17 protein-coding genes, 1 tRNA gene and 1 riboswitch are annotated in these 15,907 nt (G+C 69.3%); of the genes, 15 read left to right on the top strand and 3 right to left on the bottom strand.

What is annotated here, in order from left to right; all coding sequences use genetic code 11:
* Window positions 1–59 precede the first annotated feature (59 nt).
* From N802_RS18210 to N802_RS18175, 8 genes are all read left to right on the top strand, one after another.
* A complete protein-coding gene (locus tag N802_RS18210; protein WP_035919224.1) occupies window positions 60–3,020 on the top strand; it encodes an Rne/Rng family ribonuclease in 2,961 nt (986 codons plus the stop codon).
* A 125-nt stretch (window positions 3,021–3,145) separates the two neighbouring features.
* A complete protein-coding gene (gene rplU / locus N802_RS18205; protein WP_035919222.1) occupies window positions 3,146–3,451 on the top strand; it encodes a 50S ribosomal protein L21 in 306 nt (101 codons plus the stop codon).
* Between the two features lie 33 nt (window positions 3,452–3,484).
* The gene (gene rpmA, locus N802_RS18200) at window positions 3,485–3,757 is read left to right on the top strand and encodes a 50S ribosomal protein L27 (protein WP_035919221.1); all 273 of its coding nucleotides are present in this window, start codon (window positions 3,485–3,487) and stop codon (window positions 3,755–3,757) included.
* Window positions 3,758–3,985: 228 nt separating this feature from the next.
* Entirely contained in the window at window positions 3,986–5,521 is a 1,536-nt protein-coding gene (gene obgE / locus N802_RS18195; RefSeq protein ID WP_035919220.1) for a GTPase ObgE, read from the top strand.
* 9 nt (window positions 5,522–5,530) lie between these two features.
* Entirely contained in the window at window positions 5,531–6,658 is a 1,128-nt protein-coding gene (proB, locus tag N802_RS18190; protein WP_035919219.1) for a glutamate 5-kinase, read from the top strand.
* A gap of 98 nt (window positions 6,659–6,756) precedes the next feature.
* Window positions 6,757–6,943, top strand: a riboswitch (cobalamin riboswitch).
* Window positions 6,944–6,971: 28 nt separating this feature from the next.
* Window positions 6,972–7,190, top strand: a complete 219-nt coding sequence (locus N802_RS18185) for a CbtB domain-containing protein (RefSeq protein ID WP_035919246.1) — start codon at window positions 6,972–6,974, stop codon at window positions 7,188–7,190.
* Window positions 7,191–7,217: 27 nt separating this feature from the next.
* Window positions 7,218–8,066 carry a CbtA family protein gene (locus N802_RS18180; RefSeq protein ID WP_035919217.1) on the top strand — a complete coding sequence of 283 codons (849 nt, stop codon included), beginning with the start codon at window positions 7,218–7,220 and terminating at the stop codon, window positions 8,064–8,066.
* Window positions 8,063–8,446 carry a hypothetical protein gene (locus tag N802_RS18175; protein ID WP_035919215.1) on the top strand — a complete coding sequence of 128 codons (384 nt, stop codon included), beginning with the start codon at window positions 8,063–8,065 and terminating at the stop codon, window positions 8,444–8,446. Before N802_RS18180 ends, N802_RS18175 begins: the two co-directional genes overlap by 4 nt.
* A 63-nt stretch (window positions 8,447–8,509) precedes the next feature.
* Here the strand turns inward: N802_RS18175 and pdxY are convergent, their stop codons facing one another.
* Entirely contained in the window at window positions 8,510–9,373 is an 864-nt protein-coding gene (gene pdxY, locus N802_RS18170; RefSeq protein ID WP_035919213.1) for a pyridoxal kinase PdxY, read from the bottom strand.
* Window positions 9,374–9,410: 37 nt separating this feature from the next.
* On the opposite strand from pdxY, the gene N802_RS18165 reads away from it, so the two are divergent.
* Window positions 9,411–10,706, top strand: a complete 1,296-nt coding sequence (locus tag N802_RS18165) for a glutamate-5-semialdehyde dehydrogenase (protein WP_084072342.1) — start codon at window positions 9,411–9,413, stop codon at window positions 10,704–10,706.
* A 9-nt stretch (window positions 10,707–10,715) separates the two neighbouring features.
* Here the strand turns inward: N802_RS18165 and N802_RS18160 are convergent, their stop codons facing one another.
* Complete coding sequence (locus N802_RS18160) at window positions 10,716–11,441, bottom strand: GAP family protein (RefSeq protein WP_035919211.1); 726 nt, start codon at window positions 11,439–11,441, stop codon at window positions 10,716–10,718.
* A gap of 89 nt (window positions 11,442–11,530) precedes the next feature.
* Between N802_RS18160 and N802_RS18155 the strand changes: the two genes are divergently transcribed.
* Window positions 11,531–12,139 carry a TetR/AcrR family transcriptional regulator gene (locus N802_RS18155; RefSeq protein WP_035919209.1) on the top strand — a complete coding sequence of 203 codons (609 nt, stop codon included), beginning with the start codon at window positions 11,531–11,533 and terminating at the stop codon, window positions 12,137–12,139.
* Between the two features lie 70 nt (window positions 12,140–12,209).
* On the opposite strand, the gene N802_RS18150 is transcribed toward N802_RS18155, so the two are convergent.
* Window positions 12,210–13,163 carry a glycosyltransferase family 2 protein gene (locus tag N802_RS18150; protein ID WP_035919207.1) on the bottom strand — a complete coding sequence of 318 codons (954 nt, stop codon included), beginning with the start codon at window positions 13,161–13,163 and terminating at the stop codon, window positions 12,210–12,212.
* 506 nt (window positions 13,164–13,669) lie between these two features.
* Between N802_RS18150 and N802_RS18145 the strand changes: the two genes are divergently transcribed.
* The 5 genes from N802_RS18145 to N802_RS18125 all read left to right on the top strand — a co-directional run bounded on the left by N802_RS18145 (window position 13,670) and on the right by N802_RS18125 (window position 15,771).
* Window positions 13,670–13,909: a hypothetical protein gene (locus tag N802_RS18145; RefSeq protein ID WP_035919205.1), complete on the top strand. Its 240-nt coding sequence runs from the start codon at window positions 13,670–13,672 to the stop codon at window positions 13,907–13,909.
* Window positions 13,910–13,938: 29 nt separating this feature from the next.
* Complete coding sequence (nadD, locus tag N802_RS18140; protein ID WP_035919203.1) at window positions 13,939–14,574, top strand: nicotinate-nucleotide adenylyltransferase; 636 nt, start codon at window positions 13,939–13,941, stop codon at window positions 14,572–14,574.
* The gene (gene rsfS, locus N802_RS18135; protein WP_035919200.1) at window positions 14,561–14,941 is read left to right on the top strand and encodes a ribosome silencing factor; all 381 of its coding nucleotides are present in this window, start codon (window positions 14,561–14,563) and stop codon (window positions 14,939–14,941) included. Before nadD ends, rsfS begins: the two co-directional genes overlap by 14 nt.
* Before the next feature lie 23 nt (window positions 14,942–14,964).
* Complete coding sequence (locus N802_RS18130; protein ID WP_035919242.1) at window positions 14,965–15,621, top strand: histidine phosphatase family protein; 657 nt, start codon at window positions 14,965–14,967, stop codon at window positions 15,619–15,621.
* 77 nt (window positions 15,622–15,698) lie between these two features.
* Window positions 15,699–15,771: transfer RNA gene (locus tag N802_RS18125), tRNA-Ala, on the top strand.
* Window positions 15,772–15,907 lie beyond the last annotated feature (136 nt).

Below are 15,907 nucleotides of genomic sequence, written 5' to 3'. Positions count from 1 at the left end.
CGGGCATCCCGCCCGGATGGTGTGGCTGACGGCCACGTGGCGCCGGAAGGGCCACTCACATGGCTACCCAGGACGAACCCACCAGCACCACAGAAGGCACGACTCAGGGCGACGCCCCGACGCTCGACGTCGGGGGCACCGAGGAAGCGCCAGCGAAGGCCCCCCGCCGCCGCCGCGCGACCAAGAAGGCCGCTGCTCCCACGACCGCCGTTCCCGAGGCTGCCGACCCGTCCGCAGGCGCAGATGCACCGGCCGACAGCCCCACCGAGGACTCATCCGCCGACGACGCGCCAGCTGCAAAGGCGCCGAAGAAGAGGGCCGCCAAGAAGTCGGCTGAAAAGCCGGCCAAGAAGGCGGCGAAGAGAGCCTCTCGGGCCAAGAAGACCGCCGCGGTCGAGCCCGAGGCCGAGGCTCCTGTCGGCCAGGACGAGCTCGTCGCGTTGGAAGAGGACGAATCCACGGAGGGCGAGCAGGCGCAGGTCGCTGACGTCGCCGAGGCCAGCGCCGATGAGGACGCGTCCGAGCAGGCGCCGGCTCCTGTCGTGCCGTCCTTCGGCCTCCTCTTCCAAGCCCCTGACATCAGCGCTGCCCCGCGGCGCCGCCGTGCCACGGCACCGGCGCAGGCCCCGGCCGAGCGACCGGCGACCACCGGACCGGCCAAGGGTGCGGACGACCGTGACTCGAGCGACGCTGACGAGAGCGGCTCGACCGAGCCGTCCGAGACCTCCGACGAGTCCGGTGACGAGCCGCAGGACGGCAACCGCCGTCGCCGTCGCGGCGGCCGCGGTCGCCGTGGCCGCGGAGGCAACGACAAGGCCGAACAGCCAGCGACCGAGACGGCGGAGGCCGAGGAGGCCGAGGGCGACGGCGACGGCGACAAGGACGCCCCCGACGACACGGCGGACGCCGCCGACGGTGGCGAGGGCACGTCGAGCCGTCGTCGACGTCGTCGTCGCCGTTCGGGTTCGTCGTCCGAGGGGGACGACCCGCCCGGCACCGTGACCAAGGTGCGCGAGCCCCGCAAGGAGCGTGACGAGCCGACGGCCGTCAAGGGTTCGACCCGTCTTGAGGCCAAGAAGCAGCGTCGCCGTGAGGGCCGCGAGGCCGGGCGCCGCCGCACGATCATCACGGAGGCCGAGTTCCTGGCCCGCCGCGAATCGGTCGAGCGCGTCATGGCCGTGCGCGGCAAGGGTGACAAGACCCAGATCGGTGTCCTCGAGGACGGCGTCCTCGTCGAGCACTACGTGTCGCGCGAGACCAACGCGTCGATGGCCGGCAACGTCTATCTCGGTCGCGTCCAGAACGTCCTGCCCTCGATGGAGGCCGCGTTCGTCGACATCGGCAAGGGCCGCAACGCCGTGCTCTACGCCGGTGAGGTCAATTGGGATGCCGCCGGCCTCGAGCAGAACCAGGCCAAGCGCATCGAGAATGCTCTGGGCTCAGGCGACACCGTGCTCGTCCAGGTGACCAAGGACCCGATCGGTCACAAGGGCGCCCGACTCACGAGCCAGATCTCGCTGCCGGGCCGCTACCTCGTCTACGTGCCCGAGGGCTCGATGACGGGCATCTCCCGCAAGCTGCCCGACACCGAGCGCGCCCGCCTCAAGGCGATCCTCAAGGAGGTCGTGCCGGACTCGGCAGGCGTCATCGTGCGGACTGCGGCGGAGGGCGCCTCGGAGGAGGAGCTGCGCGCGGACGTCGAGCGTCTGACGAAGGCGTGGGAGGGCATCAAGAAGAAGGCCGAGTCCGCCAAGGCCAAGAAGGCGAGCAGCGGGGGAGCGCCCGTGCTGCTGCACGGCGAGGCCGACCTCACCGTGCGGGTCATCCGTGACGTCTTCACCGAGGACTTCAGCTCGCTCGTGGTGTCCGGCGACAAGGCCTGGTCCGAGGTCAGCGGCTACGTCGAGGACGTCGCTCCCGACCTGGCGAAGCGCCTGACGCACTGGACCTCCGAGCAGGACCTGTTCGCGCACTACCGCGTCGACGAGCAGATCGCGAAGGCGATGGACCGCAAGGTCTGGCTGCCCTCCGGTGGCTCCCTCGTCATCGACCGGACCGAGGCCATGACGGTCGTCGACGTCAATACGGGCAAGTTCGTCGGCTCGGGCGGCAACCTCGAGGAGACGGTCACCAAGAACAACATCGAGGCGGCCGAGGAGATCGTCCGTCAACTCCGCTTGCGTGACATCGGCGGCATCATCGTCATCGACTTCATCGACATGGTCCTCGAGTCCAACCGCGACCTGGTCGTCCGGCGCCTCCTCGAGTGCCTCGGCCGCGACCGCACCAAGCACCAGGTCGCCGAGGTCACCTCTCTCGGCCTCGTCCAGATGACCCGCAAGCGCGTCGGTTCCGGCCTCATCGAGGTCTTCTCGGAGCAGTGCGAGCACTGTGACGGGCGCGGAATCATCGTCCAGGCCGAGCCGATCGATCGCTCGGGCAGCAACGGTGACCACGGGCCCTCGCACGGCAACGGTGGCCAGGGTGGCTCAGGCGGAGGCTCGACCTCCGGAAGTGGTCGTGGTCGTGGGCGCCGTGGGAAGGGCGGCGACTCGGGTCAGTCCGCCTCCAAGGAGCAGAGCCAGCAGGAAGCTCCGACGCCGAGCGGTCCGACCGCAGCCCAGATCGCTGCCGCGGCACACGCAGCAGCCATCAAGTCGATGTCCGGTGAGCCGACTGACGATGACGTGGCCGACCTGGCTCCGGCGCCCGCCTCGGAACCCGAGCAGGCGGAGGCCGTCGAGGCCACGCAGCCCGAGCAGACCGAGGCCCCCTCCGAGGTCCCGACCGACGCCAAGACGGAGGTGCCCGCAGACACGAAGGCGGAGGACCCCGCCGACGCCTCGCCGGTCGTCATCGCCGAGGTGGGAGACGCTGTCGAGGCGGAGTCGATCTCCGTGGCCGAGCCGGCCCCCATTGACGAGCCGGTCGTGCGTCCTCGCCGCAAGCGTGGCCGCGTGGTCGCGCCTGCAGGTCCGCCCAAGTCCGCGGATTTGGACCAGCCGGAGGGCGACCGCTAACCTAGACAGTCGGTGCGCCCACCGAGCCGATGTCCTGTGTCCCGAGCGTTCGCGTGAAGGCAGTGGGGTAGCTATCAGCCGGTCACCCAAAGGCGCGCATCCCGAAACCGAAAGTGAGTCCAACTGTGTACGCGATTGTTCGCGCAGGCGGTCGGCAGGAGAAGGTCTCCGTCGGAGACGTCCTTCTGATCGACAAGGTCGGCCAGGCCGGCGACAGCATTGACCTGACCCCGCTTCTCGTCGTGGACGGCTCGACCGTCACCTCCGACGCGTCGAAGCTGGCCAAGGTGTCCGTGAAGGCCGAGGTCGTCAAGGCTGCCAAGGGCCCCAAGATCACGATCATGAAGTACAAGAACAAGACCGGCTACCGCAAGCGTCAGGGCCACCGTCAGCCGCTGACCCAGGTCAAGATCACCTCGATCGACGCCTGAGCGACCGTCCAAGACTCACGAAGGTAGACAGACATGGCACACAAGAAGGGTGCGTCCTCGACCCGCAACGGTCGTGACTCCAACGCACAGCGACTCGGCGTGAAGCGCTTCGGCGGCCAGCTCGTCAACGCGGGCGAGATCCTCGTCCGTCAGCGCGGCACGCACTTCCACCCCGGTGACGGCGTCGGCCGTGGCGGCGATGACACCCTGTTCGCGCTCGTCGCGGGCAACGTCGAGTTCGGCACGAAGCGCCGCCGCAAGGTGGTCAACATCGTTCCCGTTCAGGAGACCGCAGCAGCGGAGTGACTCCCACGGTGAGATGAGATGTATGCCGTGAGCGCACGGCATACCGGATTCTCACCACCGCGAAGGCGGGCCGGACACGTCCGGCCCGCCTTCGCGTTTCCCAGCGGACCGCGAGCGTCCGCAACATGGGTCGCCCTTGCGACCACATCTGCGGACGCCAGGGGCTCACGAGCTCGCCCGTAGACTGAGGTCTCGCCCCCACCCCTTTCAGGAAGCAGGAACTCCCTCATGGCCGTCAACTTCGTGGACCGCGTCGTCCTGCACGTCGCGGCCGGTGACGGTGGACATGGCGTCGCGTCGGTCAAGCGCGAGAAGTTCAAGCCCCTCGGCGGCCCTGACGGCGGCAACGGGGGCCGTGGCGGCTCGGTCGTCCTCGCGGTCGACCCCCAGTCGACGACATTGCTCGACTACCACCACACGCCGCACCGCCGAGCGACCAACGGCAAGCCGGGGGCGGGCGACGAGCGCAACGGCGCCGATGGCGGCGACCTCGTGCTTCCCGTGCCCGAAGGCACGGTCGTCAAGAACTCTGCTGGCGACATCCTTGCCGACCTCGTCGGTCACGACGCGACCTTCGTCGTCGCTGCAGGCGGTCGGGGCGGCCTCGGCAACAAGGCACTCGCCTCGGCGCGCCGCAAGGCTCCCGGCTTCGCACTCCTCGGTGAGCCGGGCGAGTCCCTCGACATCGTCCTCGAGCTCAAGTCCCTCGCCGACGTCGCCCTCATCGGCTTCCCGAGCGCGGGCAAGTCCTCGCTCGTCTCCGTCCTCAGCGCGGCCAAGCCCAAGATCGCCGACTACCCCTTCACGACGCTCGTGCCCAACCTGGGCGTCGTGACCGCGGGGAGCGAGCGCTACACCATCGCCGACGTCCCCGGACTCATTCCGGGTGCCAGTGAGGGCAAGGGACTGGGTCTGGAGTTCCTCCGCCACGTGGAGCGCTGCAGCGTCCTGGTGCACGTCGTCGACTGTGCGACCCTCGAGCCGAACCGCGACCCCATGAGCGACCTCGACGTCATCGAGGCCGAGTTGGCGGCCTACGTCCCCGACAACAGTCTTGGCGGCCGACCGCTCTCGGAGCGCACCCGCATCGTCGTCCTCAACAAGGCCGACGTCCCCGACGCCCGCGACCTGGCCGAGATGGTCAAGCCGGATCTGGAGGAGCGCGGCCTCGAGGTCCACATCGTCAGTGCCGTGGCGCACATCGGTCTCAAGGAGCTGACCTTCTCGCTCGCCAGGCACGTCGCCGAGGCGCGGGCCGAGATCGAGGCCAAGGTCATCGAACGACCTCGCACGATCGTCCGGCCCAAGGCGGTTGACGACGCCGGCTTCACGGTGCGCCGTGAGAACACGTCCGACGGTGAGATCTTCCGCGTCCTCGGCGATCGCCCCACACGCTGGATCCGTCAGACCGACTTCAGCAACGACGAGGCCGTCGGCTACCTCGCCGACCGGCTCAACCGTCTCGGTGTCGAGGAGCAGCTCTACAAGGCCGGCGCGGTTGCCGGGTCCACCGTCGTCATCGGACCTGAGGACAACGGCGTCGTCTTCGACTGGGAGCCGACGATGGCTGCCGGTGCCGAGCTGCTCACCGGGCCGCGCGGGACCGACCTCCGCCTCGAGGAGTCCGAACGCAAGACCCGCAGCCAGAAGCGCGAGGAGTTCCACGGCCGCAAGGACGCCCAGACCGCTGCTCGCGAGACCCTCGCGGCAGAGCGCAAGGCCGGGCACTGGGCCACCGTCGGCGACGACTCCGACGACGAGTGAGCGGGCCTGATGGGCACTGAGGCGGTCCTGCGCGCCGCCATCGGCGAGGCACGTCGCGTCGTCGTCAAGGTGGGTTCCTCCTCGCTCACGGGACCCGGTGGTGGCGCGATCGATGACGCCCGCCTCGTCGCGCTCGTCGATCACCTCGCCGCCGTGCGAGCCCGTGGGGGAGAGGTCGTCCTCGTCTCCTCAGGTGCGATCGCGGCCGGCCTCGGCCCGATGGGCCTGAGCACCCGTCCGCGCGACCTCGCGACCCAGCAGGCGGCTGCGTCGGTGGGGCAGGGAGCCCTCGTGGCTGCCTACGCTCGCGCCTTCGCGCGCCACCACCTCACGGTCGGCCAGGTTCTGCTGACGGCCGACGACATGACGCGCCGGACCCACTACACCAACGCTCGACGCACCCTGACGAAGTTGCTCGACCTCGGCATCGTGCCCATCGTCAACGAGAACGACACGGTCGCGACGCATGAGATCCGGTTCGGTGACAACGACCGCTTGGCGGCCTTGGTGTCTCACCTCGTCGGAGCCGATGCCCTCGTCCTCCTCACCGACGTCGACGCGCTCTACGACGGTCCTCCGACGCGTGCCGGGTCCTCACGGATCTCGGCGGTGCTGAAGCCCGAGGACCTCGCCGGCATCGAGATCGGTGGCACGGGGTCCTCCGTCGGAAGTGGTGGCATGGCCACCAAGGTGGAGTCGGCAGGCATTGCGGGGGCGGCCGGCATACCCGCAGTCCTGTCGCGCCTCGCGGACGCGGGACGGGCGCTGGCAGGTGAGGACGTCGGGACGGTCTTCGCTCCTCAGGTGCGCTCCAAGGCATCGCGAGCGCTGTGGATCGCCCACGCCACGACGCCCCGCGGTCGGCTCGTCGTCGACGACGGCGCGGTGACGGCCCTGACCAAGCGACGCACCTCCCTCCTGCCCGCAGGGATCGTGGGAGTGCACGGCACGTTCACCGGCGGCGACCCCGTCGACGTCTGTGGGCCCGACGGCTCGGCGATCGCCAGGGGCCTCGTGAACTACAGCTCCGGTGAGTTGCCGGCGATGCTCGGCAGGTCGACGCACGACCTGGCCCGCGACCTCGGTGCGGCCTACGAGCGTGAGGTCATCCACCGTGACGACCTCGTCCTGCTCTGACCCACGCGCCACGCACGTGCTACCCACGCGCTGACGTCGTTAGGTCGGGGTCAGCGGGGGAGTTCGGATGCCCCCCACGAGAGCCTCTCCTGCGTGTGGCAGGATGCGAACGCCGCAGTGCACGGGAAGTCGGTGTGATTCCGACGTGGTCCTCGCCACTGTGACCAGGGAGTGGCTCCTCGTCATTCGCCACTGACAGCCGCAGGTTCACGCCGGGCTGTTGGGAAGGCCGAGGAGTCGTGGTGATCTGGAAGCCAGGAGACCGGCTGCGGCACAGATCAGTCCACGAGGCATGGAACGAAAGGGTCCCATCATGGCCAATTCCTCAGCTGTTGCTGTCCCCGCTCCCACCGCTGCTCCGCTCACGAGCATCCGCGTCCCCGTCTGGGCGTGGGCGCTGCTCGCCGTCGCGGTGTTCACGCTCTACTTCGTCTCCCAGGAGAACGGCGCGCTGCTCGGCGCGGCGTCGGCCGAGATGTTGCACGAGTTGACGCACGACGCGCGGCACGCCCTCGGCGTGCCCTGCCACTGATCCACACCTGATCTCCGACAACTTCACATGATCAGCTTCGGATCCGTGCTGCGGCGCGGCGTCGCCGCTGGTGCTGCCGCCGGTCTGGTGTCGGCACTCTTCATTTGGCTCGTCGTCGAGCCCGTCATCCGCAAAGCCCTCGTGATCGAGGAGCGGCGCGGTGCATCCGGTGGACACGCGGGCGGTCACGCCGGCGAGTCCGCCCTGTTCACCATCCCCGCGTCGCTGCCGACCCATGGTGGAGAGCTCGTCACGCGAACACAGCAGGTCATCGGCGGTGCCGTGACCTCGGTGCTCGTGGGCATCGCGTTCGGCGTGATCTTCGCCGTGGTGTTCGCCAAGGCACGCCACCGCCTCGCCGGGGCGACGGACTTCTGGCGGTCGCTCGGCCTCGCGACCATCGGCTTCGGAGCCCTCACCCTGCTCCCTGCCATCGTCATCCCGGCCAACCCACCAGCCGTCGGTGACCCGGAGACGGTCGGGCAGCGGACGTGGCTCTATGTCCTGGCGTTGCTGCTCGGGGTGGCGATCGCGCTCGCCGTGCCGATGCTCGATCGGGCGTTGGCCCGCCGCGGCCTCACCGATTCCACCCGGTGGTCGCTCGACGTGGTTGCTGCCCTCCTCGCCATCATCACGGTGGTGGTGGTCCTGCCGGGCACCCCTGATGTCGTGCCGGACGACGTCCCGGCGGACCTGCTCTGGGAGTTCCGCGTGGCGTCCTTGGGGCAGTTGGCCGCGATGTGGGTGACGCTCGGGACGGTGTTCGGGCTCCTCATCGAGCGAGCAGTCGCGGCGCAGCGTGACAGCGACGGCTCGGCGTCCGGCCAGACACCCGGACGCGACGTCGCCGCTGCCGGCTCGCCGGCGAGCGCGTGAGCCGGCGCAACGACACGACCTGCACCATCCGCGTCTGCCGGGACTGCTGCTGCGGCACCGAGCGCAAGCACCCGGGCGTCGACCACGACGGGCTCCTCGCCCGCATCGAGGACGGCGCCCTGGGTGCGGCACGGGTGACCAGGAGCGCCTGTCTGCTGGCGTGCGACCAGTCGAACGTCGTCGTCGTGTCCCCGTCGCCGTCAGGTCGCCGCGCAGGTGGCCGACCCGTGTGGATCCGCGAGGTGCTCGACGACGACACTGCCGACGCGCTCGTCGAATGGGTCCGCGAGGGTGGCCCGGGCTGGAGTGACCCACCCGAGCCCATCGCGAGGCGAGCCTTCCCGCCGAGCGGACTCGCCACGGCATACATCACCGTCTGAACACCGACCTACCGGGCCGTCAGTGTGGCGATTGCGATCCTGACGGCTCGGGTAGGCCTGGTGTCAACGGAGCTGCGTGACCTCGAACTGCATCCTCGGGTTCGCGATCTCCTCCTGCGCCTGCACGAGCTGCAACTCCCGCGCTCCGGAGTCCAACGTGCGCTGCAGGAGGTCGAAGACGCTCGACACGGTGCGACCCAACGCCACGCCGGCATCGCCCGTGTCGAGAAGGTGCGCGGTGAAGAGGGCGGCCGTGACATCGCCGGAGCCGTTGGCCTTCATCGGCAGCTGCGGCGTCTGCACGATCCACGCACCGTCACCGTGGACGGCGAGCATCTCGATCGTTCCCTCGGGGCGGTCGGGTCGCAGCACCGACGTGACGAGGACCGTCGACGGCCCCATCTCCCGGGCGCGCTCCACTGACGCGAGCGTGTCCTCCAACGTCTCCGGCTCGGTCTCGGTGAGGAAGCCCAGCTCGAACTGGTTCGGCGTGATGAGGTCGGCCTGTGGCACCACCCGCTCGCGCAGGAGCACCGGGATGGCGGGGTGGACGAAGCATCCCGATTTCGCGTTGCCCATGACGGGGTCGCAGGCATAGATCGCGCCGGGGTTGGCGCCCTTGACGCGCGCCACGGCATCGAGGATGACGTCGCCGATCTCCTCACCGCCCTGGTATCCCGACAGCACCGCGTCGATGCCGGGCATGGCCTCGCGCTCCTCGATCCCGGTGACGACCTCGCGCACGTCTCCCGGCGCCATGAGGGGGCCGCGCCACGCGCCGTAGCCGGTGTGGTTGCTGAAGTGCACCGTGTGCACCGGCCACACCTCGACGCCGAGACGCTGCAGCGGGAAGACGGCAGCACTGTTGCCGACGTGTCCGTAGGCGACCGAGGACTGGATGGAGAGGATCGTCGTCACGCCGGTCATCCTCCCACTGCACGTGGTCGCCTTCCGAGATGCCGGTATGCCGTCCGCCCACCACACCTACGCTGGTCCCATGGCCGTTGTCCCCACCGTCGCAGAACTCGCCTCCCGCGCCCGCGTCGCCTCGCGTCGACTCGCCCTCCTGAGCCGCGCCGACAAGGATGCCGCCCTCAGGGCGCTCGCGGACGCCCTCGACGCGGCGACCACTCAGATCGTCGCGGCCAACGCCGAGGACATCGAGCGGGGCCGCTCTGGAGGAATGGCTGACGGCCTCATCGACCGCCTGACCCTCACTCCGGACCGGGTCGGGTCAGTGGCCAACGCCTTGCGTGACATCGCCGCGCTGCCGGATCCGGTGGGTGAACTGGTGCGCGGTTCGACACTCGCCAACGGGCTTCAGATCCGCCAGGTCCGCGTGCCCATGGGTGTGGTCGGCATGATCTACGAGGCACGCCCCAACGTCACCGTCGACGCGGCCGGGCTCGGTCTCAAGTCAGGGAATGCCGTGATCCTGCGGGGCGGCTCTGCGGCGGAGTCGACAAATCGCACGCTCGTAGACGTCATGCGAGGTGCCCTCGAAACCCAGGGCCTCCTGGTCGACGCCATCGCCCTGCTCGAAGGCGGGCGCGAGGTCGTCAAGGAACTGCTGACCGCCCGCGGCCAGGTCGACCTCATCATCCCGCGCGGGGGAGCGGGCCTGATCCAGACCGTCGTCACGGAGTCGACGGTGCCCGTCATCGAGACCGGAGTCGGCAACTGCCACGTCTACGTCGACGCCGCGGCCGACCTCGACAAGGCGCTCGCGATCGCCGTCAACGCCAAGACGCACCGTCCGAGCGTCTGCAACGCCGCCGAGTCCCTCCTGGTCCACGAGTCCCTCGCCGGGGAGTTCCTGCCCAAGGTCCTTGCCGAACTGTCGAGCGCTGGCGTCACGCTCCACACGGATCCGGCGGCCGGAAGCGCGGCGGAAGCGGCCGGCATACCCCATGTTGAAGCGACGGACGAGGATTGGGACACCGAGTACCTCGCGCTCGAGATGGCCGTCAGGGTCGTCCCCGACCTCGACTCAGCGCTCGCGCACATCCAGCAGCACACGAGCGGTCACACCGAGGCGATCGTCACCGAGGATCGCGCGGCGGCTCGCCGATTCACCACCGAGGTCGACGCGGCAGCCGTCATGGTCAACGCCTCGACCCGGTTCACCGACGGTGGCGAGTTCGGGTTCGGCGCAGAGATCGGCATCTCGACCCAGAAGTTGCATGCTCGCGGCCCCATGGCTCTGCCCGAGCTCACGACGACGAAGTGGATCGTCGAGGGCGACGGTCAGATCCGCTGACGCGACGGGTCAGCCGAGGGCCTGGAGGCGCTGCACAGCGTCGGTTGCGACGAGGAAGCCGACGATTCCGAGGACCCACCCGAGCATTTCGTCCTTGTTGCGCTGCAACCAGCCGTTGAGTCGTTCGAGGAGGGGAGCGGCCTGCCGCTGCGCAGCCAGGCGGAGTGCGAGCAATCCCAGCGCGGGGACGATCATGACGATCACGTATGCCGCGAGGAGACTGGCGTTCGTCGCGAACCCGAGTCCTGCGGCAGTGAGCAGACCGATCGCCGCGAGGTAGGGGAGCATCGACGCGGCCTCGACGAGCCCAGCACCCAGGGCAACCGTGGTGACCGTGCCCAAGGTGGCATCCGGGCCGACGGCACGCGAGGTCCACTGCTGCATCCGGGTGGGTCGCCCCATGCGGCGGGCACGCCGGACCTCGCCACGCTTGCGGTTGAAGGTGAAGCTCGTGGCGAAGAGCGCCACGCCGACGACCAACTGCCCGATCAGGAAGGGTCGGGACTCGGTGACCCCGCTGACGGACCCGGACGCATCGCGCAGGGCTCCAGCGCCACCGAGCAACACCAGACCCAGCAGCCAGTAGAAGGCCGCGATCACGGCCAGATAGGTGAGCACGGCGGCCGCACGCACCCGTGGTTGGACGAGCATCCATGCCGGGACCCCCAGGGTGCCGAAGCTCGTGCTGTCGACGAGGGCGAGCACGCCCAGGCCGCCCAGTGCTGCGATCTCCATGGTGAACCTTCCCCAATTCCGCACAGTCGTGTCAGAACGTCACGCCCTCAGTGAACCACAAATTCACACGTGTGTGCGAAAATATTTGTGTGCCCAAGGTCGTCGATCACGCAGCCCGTCGTGCCGAGCTCGGCGCGGCCGTGCGACGAGTCGTGGCCCGGTCCGGTGTCGAAGGCGCGAGCGTGCGGGCCGTGGCAGCCGAATCGGGCTGGTCGACCGGGGCGATGCGCTATTACTTCGCCACCCAGGACGAGCTCCTCGACTTCGCCTTCGACGCGAGCCTCGCCGACATCCCTCTGCGGCTCCAGCGCATCCTCGACGAGCAGGAGCCCGGATTCGACCGGGCACAAGCGCTCCTCGAGGAGATGCTCCCGCTCGACGACGACCGCTTGGCGGAAGTGCGCGTCTATCTCGCGTTCATGGCTCGAAGCCGCACGGTCGACGGCCGCCCAGGGCTCGCTGAGCAGACCTGGCATGGAGAGCGTCACATCTGCGGGCTGGCCATCGCCGACGTCACGGGTTTGGACCACCCGGTCGAGGTCGGCGTCGTCCCTGCGGCACTTGCCGCGCTGGTGGACGATCTGCACGTCTTCGTCGACGGCCTCACCTTCCTCGGGGCAACCGTCCCCGATCAGATGCCGCCGACGAAGGCTCGCGCGCTGCTGCGTTCGCGGCTGGAGGCTGTGGTTCGGCTCTAGGCCAAGAGCCGCCACGCCAAGGCGAGGAGAACGCCGATGAGCACCCCCAGAGCCGCCAGCCCGCGACGGGTCATCGACCGGTGTCCAGCGAGTCGTGCGCGATGAAGTACGTCGGCCGGGCCTGCATCGCCGCATACATGCGACCGACGTACTCACCGAGGATCCCGAGCGCCAGTAACTGGACGGCGCCGACGGCCGCGACGATCACCACGGTCGACGTCCACCCCGGAAGGGCTTGGCCGAGCAACCGGGCCACGACGGCATACACAAGGACACCGAGCGCGGCGAGACCGCCCAACAGGCCGAGCCACGTCGCGAACCGCAGTGGCGCGAGGGAGAACCCGGTCACGGAATCAACAGCCAGGCGCACCATCTTCGCGAGGGGATATTTCGTATGGCCGGCAGCGCGCACCTCGCGGGTGTAGCCCACGGCGGCGGACGGGAAGCCGAGCGCCGGCACCACGAGCCGCAGGACCCGGTTCTGCTCGGGGAGGGAGTTCACGGCCTGGACCGTCGCCCGCGACATGAGGCGGTAGTCGCCGGCGTCCTGAGGGGCTTCGATGGCTCCGAGCCGGCGGATGATCCAGTAGAAGAGTCGAGCCGTGCCTCGCTTGAAGGCGGTGTCCGTGGACCGGTCGTGCCGAACTCCATAGACGACGTCGACTGCGTCCTCGCGGGCGACCCGCAACATCTCGGGGATGACCTCCGGGGGGTCCTGAAGGTCCGCGTCGAGGGTCACGACGTAGTCGCCCCGCGCTCGCGCCAGACCGGCCGAGATCGCAGCCTGGTGGCCCGAATTGGCGCGCAGCCGGACGATCCGCAGCTCGGGCCAGTCGCGGCGATACCGCTCGAGAAGGACGGGGGTCGCGTCGCTGCTTCCGTCGTCGACGGCAACGACCTCGTAAGCCGTGTCGAGCCCGTCCGCGACCGTCCGCAGCCTCTCGACGAGGAGAGGGAGGACGGCCTCCTCGTTGAACATCGGGACGACGATGCTCAGGGCGATCGGGGCGGCTGGCTCGGGCATGGGGTTCAGCGTAGGCGGCGCGTCATCCCCAGATGCACCGAAGGCCCCCGATGTATGAGATCGGGGGCCTTCGGCGCTGCAGGGGCATGCCCTTTGTTGTCTGAGCCGGTCAGTCCCGACGGGCAATCCGTCGAGGGTGCCACGCGACAGTGGCGCCGTCCCCGGCAGAACCGGTGACGAACTTCGACTCTGGCCGTCGGCCGCGGTGTGCCCCGCGATGTCGCTCGCGGTGTGGGTTGCCCCCCACCCGACCCCGTCTGACCGGGCTCGGCGGCACAGCCGTTCTCCTTCGACCCGACTTCCGCCCTGGCTCGACCCGATCCAGGGCGGGAGTTCGTGAGAACCTGTCTAGCCCCCAAACCGCTTGTGGCGCAAGACGATCCGCGACTTTCTCGCCCAGCGGCATCGTCCGCGCGTGTCGTCCACAGGTTGGGACGGTCGGCCACGCTCCCATGCACAGCCCTGTGGACGACGCCGGTGGACAACGGTGACGGTAGGCTGCCCCCATGACTTCGCACGCCGCCCTTGTCCTCGCCGAGGAAGCTGCCGACCACGCCCTCCCGGGTCCCGCGTGGGCCTTCGGCGTCACCGCCCTGGTGGTCTTCGCGCTGCTGCTCGCGGTGACGTGGGCCTTCCGCGGCACCGCCCAGAAGCACACGCCTGACAGCGAGCGCAACGACCACCACTCGACCGACCTGGCGCACGCGCACGGCGGCACGATGCACGACAACCAGGGCACGCACTGACCGCAACGTCGCGTCGCCGTCTGGGCGTGATGGGTGGGACCTTCGATCCCATCCACCACGGCCACCTCGTCGCGGCCTCCGAGGTCCAGTCGCTCTTCGACCTCGACGAGGTCATCTTCGTCCCCACCGGCGAGCCCTGGCAGAAGGCCGACAAGGTCGTCAGCGAGCCCGAGCACCGCTACCTCATGACTGTCGTGGCGACGGCGTCGAACCCTCGGTTCCAGGTGAGCCGTGTCGACATCGACCGTGAGGGTCCGACCTACACGATCGACACGCTGCGGGACCTGCGGGCGCTGCACCCCGACGCCGAACTCTTCTTCATCACCGGAGCCGATGCGCTCGCCCAGATCCTGTCGTGGAAGGACGTCGATGAGCTCTGGGATCTCGCGCACTTCATCGGCGTCACGCGTCCGGGCTACGAACTCTCGGAGTCGGGGCTGCCCGAGGACCGCGTCACGCTCCAGGAGGTGCCGGCCATGGCGATCAGTTCGACCGACTGCCGTGAGCGCGTCGCCGATGGCGAGCCGGTCTGGTACCTCGTGCCCGACGGCGTCGTCCAATACATCAACAAACACCGCCTGTATGCCGGTGAGCAGGCCGGGTCGTCCGACGCGCCTGGCGCCGTTGTCACCGATCAGGACGAGGAGTCCCGTGCCAGCCACTGACCGTTCCCTCGAGCTCGCTCGCACTGCCGCTCACGCAGCAGCCGAGAAGCTCGCCACCACCATCGTCGGCATCGACGTGAGCGAGCAGCTCGCGATCACCGACGTGTTCGTCATCGCCTCTGCCGAGACCGAGCGTCAGGTCGGCGCCATCGTCGACGAGGTCGAGGACTCCCTGCGCGAGCTCGGCTCCAAGCCGGTGCGCCGCGAGGGCCAGCGCGACGGGCGCTGGGTGCTCATCGACTTCGGTGACATCGTCGTGCACGTGCAGCACGACGAGGAGCGCGAGTTCTATGAGCTCGAGCGCCTGTGGAAGGACTGCCCCGAAATCGACCTCGGCGTCGTCGGCACCGAGCAGGGCGGCCGGTGAAGCCCGGCCCGAACGAACGGGTCATGCGCGGCGACGCCGCTCCGAGGCGCCTCGTCGTGCTGCGACACGGCGAGACCACCCACAACGCAGCGGGCATCTGGCAGGGGCAGTTGGACTCACCGCTCTCCGAGCGCGGGGTCGGTCAGGCGGAGGCGGCGGCGCGAGCCCTCGCTTCCTTCGCACCTGTGCGGGTCGTCGCCTCGGACCTCGCCCGAGCGCGGGTGACGGGCGAGACGGTGGCACGAGTGGACGGCATACCTGTGACGACGGACGAACGTTTCCGGGAGATCCACGCCGGCGACTGGCAGGGCCTCACCGGTGACGAGGTCCGCGCGAGCTATCCGGAGGACATGGACCGGCTCCTGCGCGGGGAGGACTTCAAGCGGGGTGGGCACGGTGAGTCCGTGGCCGATGTCGCGGCACGGTGCCGCGCTGGCGTCGAAGCCCTGCTCGAGGACCTCGGCCCAGGGGAGTGCGCCATCATCGCGACGCACGGTGTCGCGGGCCGCGCCCTCGCAGCGGACCTCGTGGGAATGGACCAGCAGACGTCCTGGAAGGCCCTGGGCGGCCTCGGCAACTGCCACTGGGCAGAACTCGTCGAGGGCCGCGCGGGGTGGCGCATCCAGACGTGGAACCAGTCCGCGGCAACGGCGATGGCCCGTGACGAGGCCTTGGCCTGACCCCGATTTGGTGGCCGGGCGAGTGGCGTCGTAAACTTTCGCAGTCGCCTTCGGGGGACGTCCCACCGGGGCAACTCGGGGCATTGGCGCAGTTGGTAGCGCGCTTCCATGGCATGGAAGAGGTCAGGAGTTCGAATCTCCTATGCTCCACCCGTACGACAGAAGGACCAGACGAGTTTCGTCTGGTCCTTCTGTCGTTTCTGGGAACGTCTGTGGGGGACGTGGCGGGGTTCTGTGTTCACATGGGCGGCTGGCCTGTCCCGAACCGAGGAATTCGGTGAGTTCG

Source organism: Knoellia sinensis KCTC 19936 (genome assembly GCF_000768705.1).
GTDB classification, from domain to species: domain Bacteria; phylum Actinomycetota; class Actinomycetes; order Actinomycetales; family Dermatophilaceae; genus Knoellia; species Knoellia sinensis.
This window is presented reverse-complemented; position numbering and strand designations above follow the sequence as displayed.